This window comes from Streptomyces longispororuber (genome assembly GCF_024448165.1).
GTDB classification, from domain to species: domain Bacteria; phylum Actinomycetota; class Actinomycetes; order Streptomycetales; family Streptomycetaceae; genus Streptomyces; species Streptomyces longispororuber_A.
On sequence record NZ_JAMOLN010000238.1, the window covers coordinates 1 to 14,930 of the forward strand.

A 14,930-nucleotide genomic window follows, 5' to 3' on the forward strand; every position below is an offset into this window, starting at 1 on the left:
GCGACGGCCGGCGACACCTTCGCCGAGCGGGTCAAGGTGCGCGCGAAGAACAAGTCGGGGGCGGGCGTCGGTTCCGTCCAGGTGCGGTTCGCGATCGTCGGCGACACGAAGGCGACGTTCAGCGGTGGCGGCACGAGCGCCACCGTCACCACGAGCACGTCGGGCGTCGCCACGGCGCCCGCGATCAAGGCGGGCGAGCAGACCGGCGAGTTCACCGTCCGGGCCACCGTCGTCGGCCGCTCGCTGGCCGGGCTCGACTACAAGGCGACCGTCGCCGCGCGGCAGGCCGACGCCCTGGCCCGCACCGGCGACAACGAGCTCAGCTGCGTCGCGGGCGGCACGTTCGCGGACGCCGTCGAGGTGAAGGCGACGTACAAGGGCGCCGTGGCGGACGGCGTCGCGGCGACGGCCACGCTCATCAAGTCGGCCGACGACGCGACCGAGGCCGACAAGGGCCCGTACTTCAAGGACGCCGACGGCAAGGCGGTCCGCACCCTCAAGGACCTCACGACGGACGCCGACGGCGTGCTGAAGCTGCCGAAGCTGTACGCGGACGACGCGACCGGCACGTTCCTGCTGCGGATCAACACCACGGGCGGCGCGACGCTCACCGTCGAGCTGAAGGTGACCGCGGCCCCGTCCGGCGGCGCGAGCGAGACCCCGGCGGAGTCCGCGAGCCCCTCCGCGTAACTCCCGCGGCACGCACCGCACTTGAGCCCCCGGCCGATGATCGGCCGGGGGCTCGGTGCGTCACGGGTACGTCGTGTGCAACGTGTTCTCATCTGTCCCCGGCATTGCTACGGTGCACCGACCGCAAGGCCTGACGCCCCATCAGATGCAGATTCGGGAGGCCGGACATGCGTGCCCTCATAGCGGCGGCGATCGGACTGGCCGCGGCGTTCGCCCTCGTTCTCACGATGACGGCGATCGGCGCCCCGCCGGGCGAGACGTCCCCGAAACCGCTGCTCACGACCGTTCCGAAGCACCCGTAGAGGAGGGCCGCCGAGATGCGCCGCAAGGCCAGCCTGATCCTGCTCGCCTTCGCCGTGTTCTTCACGGCGCTGTCCCCGCTGATGCGCTGGTACGCGTTCCCGCGCCTCGCCAAGATCCCGCCCAGCCAGTACCAGACCATGGTCCTGGAGGCGAAGAACGCGACTCTCATCGACTACGGCTCCATGCAGGAGAAGAAGGTCTCCAAGCTCACCGTCGTACAGACCCTCAAGGGCGACGTCGAGGAGTCGGAGAAGATCGAGAAGAGCGCCGGGCGCGACGTCGTCGTCTGGGACGGCCTGACCTACATCGTCGGCCCCGACGGCAAGATGGTGTCCCAGATCCCCGAGCGCTACATCTTCGACGCCCACAGCCAGGAACCCGTGCACGCCACCGGCGAGTCCGTCGACGGCGACGCGGTCAAGCGCGACGGCATCGAGTTCAAGTGGCCGTTCCTGACCGAGAAGCGGGACTACGAGTACTTCGACGCGCGCGCCCGCATCACCCGGCCCATCCACTACAAGGGCACCGAGGACTTCCGCGGCGTCACCGTCTACCGCTTCGAGCAGACCATCCCCTGGACCAAGGTGCCCTTCCCCAAGAAGCTGCCGGTCGCGGGCATCACCCCCGAATCGGTCGCCAAGACCGGCACCCAGATGTGGTACACGACCGTCCGCACCTTCCTCGTGGACCCCACCACCGGCGCCCCCGTCTACGGCGAGGAGCGGCACAAGGAGGAGATGCGCGGCGGCACCCTGCTCGGCGGCCGCGACAAGGTCACCGCGTTCGCCGGTGACGTCAAGATGCGGGAGGACTTCATCAGGTCGACCGTCGACCTGGTCAAGTCCCAGCGCACCCTGGTCCTCCTCCTCACCTCCTACCTGCCCTGGGGCTTCCTGATCCTCGGCACGCTGCTGCTCGCCCTCGCCCTCTGGCTGGAGGCGCGCGGCAGGAGGCCGGGCGACCCGGAGGGGACGCCGGCGCGGGAGCCGGAACCGGTCAGCGTCTGAGGCGCGCGTTCGTGTACCGGGTCGGCTCCGCCGCCGCCGGGTCCTCGGGCCAGGGGTGCTTCGGGTAGCGGCCGCGCAGATCGGCCCGTACGGCCCGGTAGCCGTCGCGCCAGAACGAGGCGAGGTCGGCGGTGACGGCGGCGGGCCGCCCGGCGGGCGACAGCAGGTGCACGAGGACCGGCACTCCGGCCAGCCGCGGCGTCTGCTGCAGCCCGAACATCTCCTGCAGCTTCACGGCGAGCACGGGCTGCCCGGGATCGGCGTAGTCGACCCGCACCCGCGACCCGCTCGGCACCTCCACCCGCTCCGGCGCCAGCTGGTCAAAGCGTGCGGCGTCCCCGCTCGCCCACGGCAGCAGCCGCTTCAGGGCCTGCCCGGCGTCGATCCGGCCCAGGTCGGACCGGCGCCGCGCACGGCCGAGCTCCGGCTCCAGCCAGTCGTCGACCCGCGCGAACAGCGCCTCGTCGCTCACGTCGGGCCACGGCTCCCCGAGCTGCCGGTGCACGAAGGCGAGCCGCTGCCGCAGCACCTCGGCGTCCCGGTCCCAGCGCAGCAGCCCCAGCCCCTCCCGCCGCAGCCCGTCGAGGAGAGCGTCCCGTACGAGGCCGGGGGAGGGGTCCTTCAGCGGCCGTACGGAGAGTTCGACCGCGCCGAGGCGGGTGACGTGCCGGGCCACCAGCTCGCCGTCCGCCCAGGTGACTTCGTCGCCCTCGGCGAGCAGCGGGCCGGCTGCCCGGCGGGCGACGTCCTCGTCGACGACGGCGCCCAGCCGGACCCGCGCGTGCCCGGCGCCGACGGGCCGGTCGGCCACGGCGACGGCGACCCAGGCGGCGTCCCGCAGCGCCGAGCCGTCCCCCACGTCGGCCCGGGTCCCCGACACCATCAGCCACGAGCCGCCCGACCGCCGCGCCACCCGCTCCGGGAACGCCAGGGCGGCGACCAGACCCGCCGCGTGATCGTCACTCACCGAACGCCCGCCGCCCGTGCCGGCCGCGCCGCCCCCGTCGTCGCCGAGCAGCCCCGAGAGCCGCCTGACCTCCGTGCGCCACCGCCCGGCATAGGCGTCGCCGCCGCGCCGCGCGGTCCGCAGCGCCGCGCCCAGGTCGTCCCCGTACTCCCGCGGCGGCTCCTCGCTCAGCAGCGCGACGACCTCCGCGGCCCGCCGCGCCGACACCACCGGGGCCGCGTCCAGCAGCGCCCGCCCGAGCCGCGGATGCAGCCCGAGCCGGGCCAGCCGTACCCCGCGCTCCGTGGCCCGCCCCGAACCCGGCTCCACCGCGCCGACCGCCGTGAGCACCTCGCGCGCCGCGGCCATCGCGCCCGCGGGCGGCGCGTCGAGCAGCGCGAGACCCGCCGCGGCGGGATCACCCCAGCACGCCGCCTGCAGCGCGAACGCCGTCAGGTCCGCCACCTTGATCTCGGGGGAGGGGAACCGGGCGAGCCGCCCGTCCTCCGCCTCGTCCCAGCACCGGTACACCGTGCCCGGCGCCTCCCGCCCGGCCCGGCCCGCCCGCTGCGTCCCGGCCGCACGGGAGGACCGCACGGTCGTCAGCGCGCTCAGCCCCCGCGCGTGGTCCACCCGGGGCTCGCGCGCGAGCCCGGCGTCCACCACCACCCGCACCCCGGGCACCGTCAGGGACGACTCCGCGACCGCGGTGGCGAGCACCACCCGCCGCCGCGCCCCCGCCGACAGCACCGCGTCCTGCACGGCGGCGGGCGCCCGCCCGTGCACCTGGAGCACCTCGACGTCCCCGTCCGGAACCCCCAGCTGCCCGGCCACCCGGGAGATCTCGCCGACCCCGGGAAGGAAGCAGAGCACGTCCCCGGTCCGCTCGCGCAGCGCCCGCCGCACCACGCCCGCCACATGCGTCAGCAGCGCCGGATCGACCCGCATCCCGTGCGGCGGCCGCACCGGACGCGCGGGCGGCGCCCACACCACCTCCACCGGGTGCGAGGCGCCCGCGGCCTCGACGACCCGGGCGCCCCCGAGCAGCCCGGCCCACCCCTCGGCGTCCGTCGTCGCCGACGCCGCGACCAGCCGGAGATCGGGCCGCAGCGCCTGCCGAACGTCCCACAGGAAGGCGGCCACCGTGTCCGCGTCCAGATGCCGCTCGTGCACCTCGTCGAGGATCACGACGTCGACACCGGTCAGCTCCTGGTCCCGCTGCAGGCGCTGCAGCAGCACCCCCGTCGTGACCACCTCGACCCGGGTGCGCGGCCCGACCACGCGCTCACCGCGCACCGTGTACCCGACGCGCCCGCCGCGCTTGTCGTGCTTGTCGAGGTCCTCGCCGAGCAGCCACGCCATCCGCCGGGCGGCCGCCCGCGCCGCGATCCGCCGGGGCTCGGCGACGACGACCCGGCGGGCGGGCGCGTCCTCGTCGAGCAGTCCCGCGAGGACCAGCGGCACCAGCGTCGTCTTCCCGGTGCCGGGCGGGGCGACGAGGACCGCGGCCCCGTCCGCGTCGAGCGCGGACCGCAGGGCGGGCAGCGCGGAGCGGACGGGCAGGGCCTGGAGCGCGTCGTCACGGATCACGCGCCCAGTCTCTCCCGTGGCGCGCGGCCGGAGGGACCTGGGAGACAGGCCCTAGTCGCGCTCGCAGACGAAGATCGCCGAACCGGGGATCAGGTTCCCGCGCAGCGGCGACCAGCCGCCCCACTCCTGCGTGTTCCAGGCCGGCCACTCCGGCTCCACCAGGTCGACGAGCCGGAAGCCGCCCGCCACCACGTCCCGCACCCGGTCGCCGACGGTCCGGTGGTGCTCCACATATACGGCCCGCCCCTCGTCGTCCTGCTCCACATAAGGAGTGCGGTCGAAGTAGGAGGCGGAGACGGTCAGCCCCTCCGGGCCCGGCTCGTCCGGGAACGCCCAGCGGATGGGGTGCGTGACGGAGAAGACGAAGCGCCCGCCGGGCCGCAGCACCCGGCGCACCTCGCGCATCACCTGGACCTGGTCCGCGATGAAGGGGAGAGCGCCGTACGCGGAGCAGGCCAGGTCGAAGGAGCCGTCGCGGAAGGGGAGGACGCCTGCGTCCGCCTGGACCAGGGGCACCTTGCCGCCGTCGATGCGCAGCGCGTGCTGGAGCTGGCGGTGCGAGAGGTCGAGGGCGACGGGCCGTGCGCCCTGCGCGGCCAGCCAGCGCGAGCACTGGGCCGCGCCCGCCCCGATCTCCAGGACGTCCTTGCCGGCCAGCTCCTCCACCGGGCCGAGCAGCTCGGCCTCCACCTCGTCGAGCCCTTCGGGACCCCACACGAAACGGTCGTCGCCGAGAAACGTGCCGTGCTCGATCTGGTACTCGTCCGCGTTCCGGTCCCACCAGCCGCGGTTGGCCCGCGAACTCTCGGTGGTGTCCGCGTCACGGCGGGTGGCCGTCGAGTCGTCGTCGACCGAGGAGGCCGCCGTGCCCGACGGCGGAACGGGCGGCTCGTACGCTTGCATTGGTCCGGACCCTTGGATGATCGGCTCCCTGGTACTAATCTGCGGGCTCTGCGGCCCTCGTAGCCTCGTGCGACAGGTTTTGTGCCGGGTATGCGGCGATCCGCCCCGGGTGTGCGCCTTCGCGCATTGACCCTGCCCGGCAGCCCCCGTATGCTACAAGTTGCGCTGCGGGCCTGCGCACCTCAGACATAGCAGGCTGTGCTCGCATCTGTTGCATGTCCCCTCGGTTGTCGAGGCGCCACCGTTCTCACGGGTTCGGCGCTTCCTAGGCTGTCCGGCTTCTTCGGTGCGAAACAGGCTCCCGGCGTAGCAGTACCCACCGACTTTCAATGTCCGCCGGAGCCCTTTCCCACATGACGAGCAGCACCGAGACCACCGCCACCACCCCGCAGGTTGCGGTCAACGACATCGGTAACGAGGAAGCTTTCCTCGCCGCCATCGACGAGACGATCAAGTACTTCAACGATGGCGACATCGTCGACGGCGTCATCGTCAAGGTTGACCGGGACGAGGTCCTCCTCGACATCGGTTACAAGACCGAAGGTGTCATCCCGAGCCGCGAGCTCTCCATCAAGCACGACGTCGACCCGAACGAGGTCGTCGCGGTTGGTGACGAGATCGAGGCCCTGGTTCTCCAGAAGGAGGACAAGGAAGGCCGCCTGATCCTGTCCAAGAAGCGCGCTCAGTACGAGCGTGCCTGGGGCACGATCGAGAAGATCAAGGAAGAAGACGGCATCGTCACCGGTACCGTCATCGAGGTCGTCAAGGGTGGTCTCATCCTCGACATCGGCCTCCGTGGCTTCCTGCCGGCCTCCCTCGTCGAGATGCGTCGTGTCCGCGACCTCCAGCCTTACGTGGGCAAGGAGCTCGAGGCCAAGATCATCGAGCTGGACAAGAACCGCAACAACGTGGTCCTGTCCCGCCGTGCCTGGCTCGAGCAGACCCAGTCCGAGGTTCGCCAGACGTTCCTCACCACCCTGCAGAAGGGTCAGGTCCGCTCCGGCGTCGTTTCCTCGATCGTCAACTTCGGTGCCTTCGTGGACCTGGGTGGCGTCGACGGTCTCGTCCACGTCTCCGAGCTCTCCTGGAAGCACATCGACCACCCGTCCGAGGTTGTCGAGGTCGGCCAGGAAGTCACCGTCGAGGTCCTCGACGTCGACATGGACCGCGAGCGTGTCTCCCTGTCGCTGAAGGCGACGCAGGAGGACCCGTGGCAGCAGTTCGCCCGTACCCACCAGATCGGCCAGGTCGTCCCGGGTAAGGTCACGAAGCTGGTTCCGTTCGGTGCGTTCGTCCGCGTGGACGAGGGCATCGAGGGTCTGGTCCACATCTCCGAGCTGGCCGAGCGCCACGTGGAGATCCCGGAGCAGGTCGTCCAGGTCAACGACGAGATCTTCGTCAAGGTCATCGACATCGACCTCGAGCGTCGCCGCATCAGCCTCTCGCTGAAGCAGGCCAACGAGGCCTTCGGCGCCGACCCGTCGGCCGTCGAGTTCGACCCGACCCTGTACGGCATGGCCGCGTCGTACGACGACCAGGGCAACTACATCTACCCCGAGGGCTTCGACCCCGAGACCAACGACTGGCTCGAGGGCTTCGAGACCCAGCGCGAGGCCTGGGAGACCCAGTACGCCGAGGCGCAGCAGCGCTTCGAGCAGCACCAGGCTCAGGTCATCAAGTCCCGCGAGGCCGACGCTCAGGCCGAGGCCGAGGGTGCCGTCGCCGGCGCCGGTGCGGCTCCGGCCGCGTCCGGTGGCGGTTCGTACTCCTCGGAGTCGGACGACAACTCCGGCGCCCTGGCGTCGGACGAGGCGCTCGCCGCCCTGCGCGAGAAGCTGGCCGGCGGCCAGAGCTGAACCGCTCTGCGCTAGCAGGTAGTTGACAGTGGGCCCGCACCGTTTCGGTGCGGGCCCACTGGCGTTCGCCCTCCCGCCGTAGAGGCTTCTTCCGTGAAGCGAGTGCGCGCTGTGTGGGGCCTCTCGCGCCGATCCCCGCGCCCCTGGCGGGGCGCGTTGCTGCTGAGGCAAGAGAAACGTGGCGGATACAGCAGTAGCCGTCGTGCCGTAACAGGGCGTTGCCACCATCCCCGGATCAGCGAAGATCGCGCACGATCTGAGGGGAGCCGGGACATGGCAGGTGTGGGGACCAGTCGACGGGCGTTTCTGCGGAACGTGGGGGTCACCGGGGGAGCGGGCGCGATGTTCGCGACCATGGGAGCCCTCGGACTCGCCCCGACGGCGCAGGCCGCCCAGCGTGAACTCCCGTACCGCGCACCGCGGTCGGGGGACTTCACGCTCAGCGGGCGCGGAGCCGCGACGGTGGTGATCGTGGGCGGCGGCATCGCCGGACTCGCCACCGCGTACGAACTGGGCAAGGCGGGCTACGACTGTACGGTCCTGGAGGCCAGGGACCGCACGGGCGGCCGGAACTTCACCGTGCGGGGCGGCGACTCCACCGTGGACACGTACGGGAACAAGCAGACCGCGCGCTTCAGCGACGGGCAGTACATGAACGCCGGGCCGGCGCGGCTGCCCCAGTGGATGGTGACGCTCGACTACTGCCGTGAACTCGGCGTCCCCATCGAGGTGTTCACCAACACCAACGCCGACGCCTACCTCTTCAACGAGTCGGCGGGCATGACCGCGCCGGTGCGGTACCGGACCGCCAAGGCCGATGTCTACGGGTACGTGTCGGAGCTGCTCGCCAAAGCCTCCGACAAGGGGGCGCTGGACCGGGAACTGACCGGCGGGGACCGGGAGCGGCTCGTCGAGTTCCTCAAGGACTTCGGCGCGTTGGGGGACAAGCTGACCTACGAGGGCGGCGAACGGCGCGGATACACGACCGTGCCCGCCGCGACCGGCACACCCGGCGTGCTGCTCGGCGACGTGCCCTCCGCGTCCGAGGTGTTCGCCAGCGGCGTCGGACGCTACTTCTCCTTCGAGTTCGGCTTCGACCAGGCCATGCTGATGTTCCAGCCGGTGGGCGGCATGGACCAGATACCCAAGGCGCTGACCAGAGCCGTCGGGGCGCGGCGGGTGCACACCGGCGCCGTCGTCAGCCGGATCACCGACACCGGTGGCGGGGTCCGCGTCACGTACACGCAGGGCGGTCGGACCAAGGCCGTCGAGGCCGACTTCTGCGTCGGCGCGCTGCCGCCCAACATCCTCGCCAAGATCCCGCACAACCTCGGCTCCGGCGTGCAGAGCGCCCTGGAGGCCATCACCCCGCAGTCCGCGGGGAAGATCGGCCTGGAGTACCGGTCCCGCTGGTGGGAGACCGACCACCGGATCTACGGCGGCATCACCGAGACCGACCTGGACCTCAGTCACGTCTGGCACCCGTCGTACGGCTTCCACGGCGAGCGCGGCGTCCTGATCGGCTACTACAACTACGACCGTGACGCCGACGCGTACGCGAAGCTCACGCCGCCGCAGCGGGAGGCGCGGGCCGTCGCCCAGGGCGTGAAGATCTACGGCGAGAAGTACCGGACCGAACTCGCCTCGTCGTTCTCGCACCACTGGCGCCAGACCCCGCACCTCGAAGGCGCCTGGCACGACACCCCCGGCGGCCCGGACGACCCGCGCTACAAGCCGCTGAACGATCCCGCCGGGCGCGTCTACTTCGCCGGCGACTGGCTCAGTTACACCGACGCGTGGCAGCACGGCGCGTTCACGTCCGCGCGCCGGGCCGTGACCAGGCTGCACGCGCGCGTGATGGCGAGCTGAGTGCCGCAGCGTCCGTAAGAGACGGCTGAGAAAGGGCGCGGGCGGGAATGCCCGCGCCCTCCCCACGCGTTCTTCTGATGAACACGAGGAGGAGCGGTCACAGTGCTTGATGCGCAGGGTTTGTACACATGGGAGCCGAAGGGCCTCGCCGTGGTGGACATGGCGCTCGCCCAGGAATCGGCCGGCCTTGTCATGCTCTACCACTTCGACGGATACATCGACGCGGGTGAGACCGGCGACCAGATCGTCGACCGGCTCCTGGACTCGCTGCCCCACCAGGTCGTGGCGCGCTTCGACCACGACCGGCTGGTCGACTACCGGGCCCGGCGCCCGCTGCTCACGTTCAAGCGCGACCGCTGGACCGAGTACGAGGTGCCCTCCATCGAGGTGCGGCTCGTGCAGGACGCCACCGGCGCCCCCTTCCTGCTGCTGACGGGTCCCGAGCCGGACGTCGAGTGGGAGCGATTCGCGGAGGCCGTGAAGCAGATCGTGGAGCGGCTCGGTGTCCGGCTCGCGGTGAACTTCCACGGCATCCCGATGGGCGTCCCGCACACCCGTCCCGTCGGTCTCACCCCGCACGGCAACCGCACGGACCTCGTGCCCGGGCACCGCAGCCCGTTCGACGAGGCACAGGTGCCGGGCAGCGCCGAGGCCCTCGTCGAGTACCGCCTGATGGAGGCCGGGCACGACGTCCTCGGGGTCGCGGCGCACGTCCCGCACTACATCGCGCGCTCCGCGTACCCGGACGCCGCGCTCACCGTCCTGGAAGCCATCACCGGAGCGACCGGGCTCGTGCTGCCCGGCGTCGCCCACGGTCTGCGCACCGAGGCGCACCGCACGCAGACGGAGATCGACCGGCAGATCCAGGAGGGCGACGAGGAGCTCGTCTCGCTCGTCCAGGGCCTTGAGCACCAGTACGACGCCGCCGCGGGCGCCGAGTCCCGGGGGAACATGCTGGCCGAGCCGGTGGAGATCCCGTCGGCGGACGAGATCGGCCTCGAGTTCGAGAAGTTCCTGGCCGAACGGGAGGGCGACGCCTGACAGGGCCTAAGCTTCCGCTCATGTTGAAGGTGGGGCTGACCGGCGGCATCGGTGCCGGCAAGAGCGAGGTGTCCCGGCTCCTGGTGGAGCGCGGGGCCGTCCTGATCGACGCGGACCGGATCGCCCGGGAGGTCGTCGAGCCCGGTTCGCCGGGGCTCGCGGCCGTCGTGGCGGCCTTCGGGGAGCAGGTGCTCGCGCCCGACGGCAGCCTCGACCGGCCGAAACTGGGCTCCATCGTCTTCGCCGACGCCGACAAGCTGGCCGTGCTCAACAAGATCGTGCATCCGCTGGTCGGCGCCCGCTCGCAGGAGCTGGAGGCCGCCGCAGGCCCCGACTCCGTCGTGATCCACGACGTACCGCTGCTCGCCGAGAACGGACTGGCCCCGCTCTACGACCTCGTGATCGTCGTCGACGCCGCCCCGGAGACCCAGCTCGACCGGCTGACCCGGCTGCGCGGCATGAGCGAGGAGGACGCCAGGGCCCGGATGGCCGCGCAGGCCACCCGCGAGAAGCGCCGCGAGATCGCCGACGTCGTGATCGACAACGACGTGCCGCTGGAGCGGCTCACGGAGCAGGTCGACGCGGTCTGGGCGGACCTGGTGCGCCGGGCGCACACCGCGTCGGCGTGATCGTCCTCGCCGCGTTCACCGCCATGGGCGGTCTCGTCGCGCTGCTCGCCGGGGCCTACGGGCTCCAGCGCACCCGCCGCGTCCAGGCTGCGGGCAATGTCGTCGAGGCCCTGGTCAAGCCGCCGCAGCCGGGTACCGAGCGGCCACTGCTGCAGTTCGAGACGGACGACGGGCGGGTCATAGAGGTCGTCTCGCCGGTGCCGTCCACCAAGCGGCGGCCGCTGCCCGCCGGCGGTCTGGTCAGCGTCGCGTACGACGTGCGGGACCCGCGCGAGACCGTGGTGCTCGGCGGGGAACGGCCCGGAGTGGATCAGGGATTCATGATCGCGGGCGGTGTCCTCGTGCTGACGGGCATGGTGCTCGCGGTCTCCATGAGCTGAGCCCTGCCACGCCGGGCCGAGGTGCGCCGGGCCGCGTGTCCGCGTGCACCGGGAGGGGCAGGAATAGCCCTTACGGTCCACGGTGTTGACGTGATCGACAGGTCGGCACCAGAAGGGAGTTCACCGTGCCCGACGCCACCCCGGAGACGCACGTCATCGACTACCGCGCCGCCGAGCAGCTGCTCGCCGCACGTGATCCGCGCGGTGCGGTGAAGCTTCTGGACGACGTCATCGCAGCCCACCCGGAGAACACGGCGGCCCGGCTGCTGAGAGCCCGCGCCTTCTTCGCCGCCGCTCAACTGCGGGCTGCCGAGCTGGAGTTCTCCATCGTGCTGGAGCGCGAGCCGGACAATGCGTTCGCGCACTTCGCGCTGGCGCGGACGTACGAGCGGTGGTCCAGGCCGCAGCAGGCCCGGCGGCACTTCCGGCTGGCGGCCGCGCTCGATCCGCAGCCGGAGTACGTCGCGGCCGCCCGGTTCGACGGCTGAGCGCCCGTCCGCCCGCCTGGTCGGTCCTTGAGAGCGGCGGGCGCGGGTCCGCCGTCGTCGCTCCCGCCGTTCCCCGCGCCCTTACGGGGCTTTCCTGTACGGGGGGACGTCCCGGCCCGGTTGGTAGTGGGGGCCCTGGCGGATATGGCGAGTGATCATGAAGAGGTCGATCGTCGTGATCAGCCAGAGAGCCCCGCAGACCAGCGCCCACCAGGGACGGTGGGCCAGGAGGAACGCGATGGTGCCCGCCGTCGTCCAGACCAGGCCGAACAGCGCCAGGCCGAGCCGCAGGCGCAGGGGGCTGCGGGCGGTGACCGGTTCGTCACCGGTACGGACCAGATGCATGGTCACCATCCCCTCACGGCGAAGAGGCTCCCTTCCAGGGTGCCACGACCGAAGGACAGGGTGTGCTGGACGTTCTGAAGAGCGACGAGGCGTGCGCGGCATGGCTGGCGGCCCTCGACGACACGGCGATACCGCAGCTGGCGGCGGTGCTGCCGGACGGGCTCGACCTGCCCGACGTACTGCTCGACCTGGCCGTGCCGCACGAGGACATCGGTCAACTCCTTGCGCTGCGCCGTGAGGTGGCGGGGTCGCCGGAGCTCGTCGAGCTGCTCGGCCGGTCCGTCAGCGGGCTGCTGTGGCGGATCGGGGAGCCGGGGGAGGGCACGGGCCTCCCGGTGTTCCCCGCGGCGGCCGGGGCGATGGGCCGCTGCTTCGCCGTCCTCGTGTTCGTCGCCGCTCTGCCGTACGTGCGCGCGTACCACCGGGAGCGCGGCATCCCGGACGACGTGTCGCGGCGCACGCTCGCCGACCTCGGCCGCAATCTCGCCGTGCACCGCAGGCGGTTCGGTACGACCGGGCTGCTCGTACCGTGGTGGCCGACCCGCCATTTCCGGGGCGAGCTCTACCAGTTGGGGCGGCTGCAGTTCGAGCGGGCGCGGCTCGGCGAGCGCACGGGGCGGGCCGTCGCGGCGGCGGGCGTGGCCGCGGGGCCCGGGGATCCCTGTCTCAGCGTGCACATTCCGGACTTCCGCGGCCCCCTGTCGCCCGAGGCGTGCGACGACTCGCTCGCACGGGCCCGGGAGTTCTTCGCGCGGCACTTCCCGGCGACTCCGTATCGCGTCGCGGTCTGTCATTCCTGGCTCCTCGACGGCCAGTTGAAGCGGTACCTGCCGGCCGGCTCCAACATCGTCCGCTTCCAGGACCGGTTCCGGATCGCGTACACCGGGGCGGAGGCGGAGGACGACACCCCCGTCGCGTTCGTCTTCGGCGGCACCGAGACGCCGCGCGAGCGGCTGCCGCGCCGGACGAGTGTGCAGCGGGCCGTGCTCGACCACCTGGACGCGGGCGGGCACTGGTACTCGGGACATGGCTGGTTCTCGCTGGTGCCCGAATGAGGTGACGGGGGCGGGGAACGGCGGCCGGAGCCTGTCCGTTCCTTGTGCATGAGCCTTGAGATGCGAGCGGGACACGAGGGGACGGGTCCGGGCGCCATCACGCCCGACGGCTGTGCGGTGGAGCTGTACTCGAGACTTCCGGTGGAGGGCGAGCCGGAGATCGTGGCCGGAGCCGCGCCCGTCGGCGCGACCCTGCTCGAACTGGGCTGCGGGGTGGGCCGGGTGACGCACGCGCTGGTCGAGCAGGGCTTCAAGGTCACGGCGGTGGACGAGTCGGCGGAGATGCTGGAGCGGGTGCGTGGCGCACGCACCGTGCGCTCCACCATCGAGGACCTCGACCTGGGCGAGAAGTTCGACGTGGTGATGCTCGCGTCGATCCTGGTGAACACCGGGGACCCGGCCGAGCGGCGGGCCATGCTCGCCACGATCCGGAGCCACGTCGCCGACGACGGCTGCGTGCTGATCCAGCGCGAGCGCGACGGCGCGCACGTGGACCTGCCGCGCAAGCACGTCCTGCCGAGCGGTGCCGTCATCACCAAGCTGTCCTCGGTGCCGGTCGGGGACGACGGGAGGCGCTCGGTGAAGGTGGAGTACGAGTTCCCCGATGCGGTCTGGACGCAGACGTACCTGATCCGTCCGATGGGGGTCGAGGAGTTCGAGGCGGTCCTGGAGGCGAGCGGGCTGAAGGTCGACCGTTATCTGACGGAGGATCAGAGCTGGGTGCGGGTGGTGCCCGTGTAGGGCGGCGCGGGGCGGCGAATTCCCCGTGTGACGTGCGATGAGTTCGGGGACGGCGTCCGGTCTACCTCTGTGACCGCACACCGCGGAGCCACATCACCGAGGAGTCCCCATGTCGCACGTCACCGCAGCCGAAGCCGCCGCCCCCGTCCGCTCCCGCGCCGCCCGGGTCTCGCTGCGCGTGCTCACCGTCGTGCTGGCCCTGTTCTTCGCCCTCGCCAGCGCACTGCCGAAGCTGATCGCCCACTCCACGGCCGTCGAGACGTTCGACACGATCGGCTGGGGCTCGGCCGGGATGTACGCGGTGGGAGTGCTCGAACTGGCGGGCGCGATCGGCCTGTTGGTGCCGGTGCTCGCCGGGGTCACACCGATCGCGCTCTGCGGGCTCCTGGTCGGCGCGTTCATCACGCAGCTCACCGTCTTCGACGGGGAGAACGCGGCGACCCCGCTGATCCTCATGGTCCCGCTCGCCGTCCTGGCCTGGACGAACCGGTCCCGCAACCGCGAGCTCCTGGCACTGCTGCGACGCACCGCCGGCTGAGCCCCCGGCCGAGCGCCGCGGCGCGCCCGCCGATCCGGAGCCGGACCGGTCCGACGGCTCAGCGGCCCTCGGTCTCAGCCGTCCTCGGCCCCCGGCCCCTGCCCGAAGATGCCGCGCAGCCGCTCCAGATCCCGGCGGTCCCGCTTCGTCGGGCGGCCCGTGCCCCGGTCGCGGATGCCGACCGGGGCCACGACCTCGCGAGGCGGGGGCGGCGGCGAGTTGTCGACGTAGCACTCGACGGCCACCGGCGCCCCGACCCGCTTGCGGATCAGCCGCTTCACGACGACCCGGCGCTCCAGGCCGCCGGGCAGCCGCATCCGCACCTCGTCGCCGACGCGCAGCGCGTACGCGGGCTTCACGCTCGTCCCGTTGACCTTGACGTGCCCGCCCTTGCAGGCCGTCGCCCCGGCCGAGCGCGTCTTGACCAGGCGTACGGACCAGATCCAGCTGTCGACCCGCACGGACTCGCCGCCGCCCGGTGCCGCCGCCCGCGCGGCGCCCGCCGGGTCCTGGGCCGGCGTCGTCCCTGATGTCTCCGATGCCATGCGT

15 protein-coding genes and 1 pseudogene are annotated in these 14,930 nt (G+C 72.1%); 12 read left to right on the forward strand and 4 right to left on the reverse strand.

Translation table 11 applies throughout. The features are described 5' to 3' along the window. The 3 genes and pseudogenes from M4J07_RS40955 to M4J07_RS40965 form a co-directional block, all read left to right on the forward strand. A pseudogene (locus tag M4J07_RS40955) lies at positions 1-690 on the forward strand (lytic transglycosylase); the annotation flags it as partial. 167 nt (positions 691-857) lie between these two features. After that, positions 858-992, forward strand: coding sequence for an SPW_0924 family protein (locus tag M4J07_RS40960; protein ID WP_255981037.1), 135 nt, complete (start codon positions 858-860; stop codon positions 990-992). A 15-nt stretch (positions 993-1,007) separates the two neighbouring features. Then, complete coding sequence (locus tag M4J07_RS40965) at positions 1,008-2,000, forward strand: DUF3068 domain-containing protein (protein WP_255981039.1); 993 nt, start codon at positions 1,008-1,010, stop codon at positions 1,998-2,000. On the opposite strand, the gene hrpB is transcribed toward M4J07_RS40965, so the two are convergent. Both hrpB and M4J07_RS40975 read right to left on the reverse strand, forming a co-directional pair. Then, complete coding sequence (gene hrpB, locus M4J07_RS40970) at positions 1,990-4,536, reverse strand: ATP-dependent helicase HrpB (RefSeq protein ID WP_255981041.1); 2,547 nt, start codon at positions 4,534-4,536, stop codon at positions 1,990-1,992. The two genes, M4J07_RS40965 and hrpB, sit on opposite strands and share 11 nt — an antisense overlap. A gap of 51 nt (positions 4,537-4,587) precedes the next feature. Beyond that, positions 4,588-5,439, reverse strand: coding sequence for a class I SAM-dependent methyltransferase (locus M4J07_RS40975; protein ID WP_255981043.1), 852 nt, complete (start codon positions 5,437-5,439; stop codon positions 4,588-4,590). A 353-nt stretch (positions 5,440-5,792) separates the two neighbouring features. On the opposite strand from M4J07_RS40975, the gene rpsA reads away from it, so the two are divergent. The 6 genes from rpsA to M4J07_RS41005 all read left to right on the forward strand — a co-directional run bounded on the left by rpsA (position 5,793) and on the right by M4J07_RS41005 (position 11,702). Beyond that, positions 5,793-7,295: a 30S ribosomal protein S1 gene (gene rpsA / locus M4J07_RS40980; protein WP_161305797.1), complete on the forward strand. Its 1,503-nt coding sequence runs from the start codon at positions 5,793-5,795 to the stop codon at positions 7,293-7,295. Positions 7,296-7,637: 342 nt separating this feature from the next. Next, on the forward strand, positions 7,638-9,164 hold the full coding sequence (locus tag M4J07_RS40985) for a flavin monoamine oxidase family protein (RefSeq protein ID WP_255981048.1): 1,527 nt from the start codon (positions 7,638-7,640) through the stop codon (positions 9,162-9,164). A 102-nt stretch (positions 9,165-9,266) separates the two neighbouring features. Next, a complete protein-coding gene (locus M4J07_RS40990; RefSeq protein WP_255981050.1) occupies positions 9,267-10,205 on the forward strand; it encodes a PAC2 family protein in 939 nt (312 codons plus the stop codon). Between the two features lie 20 nt (positions 10,206-10,225). Continuing rightward, a complete protein-coding gene (gene coaE / locus M4J07_RS40995; protein WP_255981052.1) occupies positions 10,226-10,834 on the forward strand; it encodes a dephospho-CoA kinase in 609 nt (202 codons plus the stop codon). Continuing rightward, positions 10,831-11,214 (forward strand): DUF3592 domain-containing protein, encoded by a 384-nt coding sequence (locus M4J07_RS41000; RefSeq protein WP_255981054.1) that lies wholly within the window; start codon positions 10,831-10,833, stop codon positions 11,212-11,214. The genes coaE and M4J07_RS41000 overlap by 4 nt, the downstream gene beginning before the upstream one ends. A 125-nt stretch (positions 11,215-11,339) precedes the next feature. Beyond that, a complete protein-coding gene (locus tag M4J07_RS41005; protein ID WP_255981056.1) occupies positions 11,340-11,702 on the forward strand; it encodes a tetratricopeptide repeat protein in 363 nt (120 codons plus the stop codon). Positions 11,703-11,783: 81 nt separating this feature from the next. On the opposite strand, the gene M4J07_RS41010 is transcribed toward M4J07_RS41005, so the two are convergent. After that, the gene (locus M4J07_RS41010) at positions 11,784-12,047 is read right to left on the reverse strand and encodes a DUF6343 family protein (protein WP_255981058.1); all 264 of its coding nucleotides are present in this window, start codon (positions 12,045-12,047) and stop codon (positions 11,784-11,786) included. Between the two features lie 146 nt (positions 12,048-12,193). Between M4J07_RS41010 and M4J07_RS41015 the strand changes: the two genes are divergently transcribed. The 3 genes from M4J07_RS41015 to M4J07_RS41025 all read left to right on the forward strand — a co-directional run bounded on the left by M4J07_RS41015 (position 12,194) and on the right by M4J07_RS41025 (position 14,381). Continuing rightward, the gene (locus M4J07_RS41015; RefSeq protein ID WP_255981064.1) at positions 12,194-13,102 is read left to right on the forward strand and encodes an acyltransferase domain-containing protein; all 909 of its coding nucleotides are present in this window, start codon (positions 12,194-12,196) and stop codon (positions 13,100-13,102) included. Between the two features lie 60 nt (positions 13,103-13,162). Continuing rightward, positions 13,163-13,843, forward strand: a complete 681-nt coding sequence (locus tag M4J07_RS41020) for a class I SAM-dependent methyltransferase (RefSeq protein WP_255981060.1) — start codon at positions 13,163-13,165, stop codon at positions 13,841-13,843. Positions 13,844-13,952: 109 nt separating this feature from the next. Beyond that, positions 13,953-14,381, forward strand: coding sequence for a DoxX family protein (locus M4J07_RS41025; protein ID WP_255981062.1), 429 nt, complete (start codon positions 13,953-13,955; stop codon positions 14,379-14,381). Positions 14,382-14,455: 74 nt separating this feature from the next. Here the strand turns inward: M4J07_RS41025 and M4J07_RS41030 are convergent, their stop codons facing one another. Continuing rightward, entirely contained in the window at positions 14,456-14,926 is a 471-nt protein-coding gene (locus M4J07_RS41030) for an RNA-binding S4 domain-containing protein (RefSeq protein ID WP_255981066.1), read from the reverse strand. Positions 14,927-14,930: the final 4 nt, after the last annotated feature.

Excerpts from the sequence above, each read along its gene's own strand:
- M4J07_RS41025 (WP_255981062.1), top strand. The coding sequence starts at position 13,953 with ATGTCGCACGTCACCGCAGCCGAAGCCGCCGCCCCCGTCCGCTCCCGC.
- M4J07_RS40965 (WP_255981039.1), top strand. The coding sequence starts at position 1,008 with ATGCGCCGCAAGGCCAGCCTGATCCTGCTCGCCTTCGCCGTGTTCTTC.
- M4J07_RS40975 (WP_255981043.1), bottom strand. The coding sequence starts at position 5,439 with ATGCAAGCGTACGAGCCGCCCGTTCCGCCGTCGGGCACGGCGGCCTCC.
- coaE (WP_255981052.1), top strand. The coding sequence starts at position 10,226 with ATGTTGAAGGTGGGGCTGACCGGCGGCATCGGTGCCGGCAAGAGCGAG.
- rpsA (WP_161305797.1), top strand. The coding sequence starts at position 5,793 with ATGACGAGCAGCACCGAGACCACCGCCACCACCCCGCAGGTTGCGGTC.
- M4J07_RS41020 (WP_255981060.1), top strand. The coding sequence starts at position 13,163 with ATGCGAGCGGGACACGAGGGGACGGGTCCGGGCGCCATCACGCCCGAC.
- M4J07_RS40985 (WP_255981048.1), top strand. The coding sequence starts at position 7,638 with ATGTTCGCGACCATGGGAGCCCTCGGACTCGCCCCGACGGCGCAGGCC.
- M4J07_RS41010 (WP_255981058.1), bottom strand. The coding sequence starts at position 12,047 with ATGCATCTGGTCCGTACCGGTGACGAACCGGTCACCGCCCGCAGCCCC.
- M4J07_RS40960 (WP_255981037.1), top strand. The coding sequence starts at position 858 with ATGCGTGCCCTCATAGCGGCGGCGATCGGACTGGCCGCGGCGTTCGCC.
- M4J07_RS41030 (WP_255981066.1), bottom strand. The coding sequence starts at position 14,926 with ATGGCATCGGAGACATCAGGGACGACGCCGGCCCAGGACCCGGCGGGC.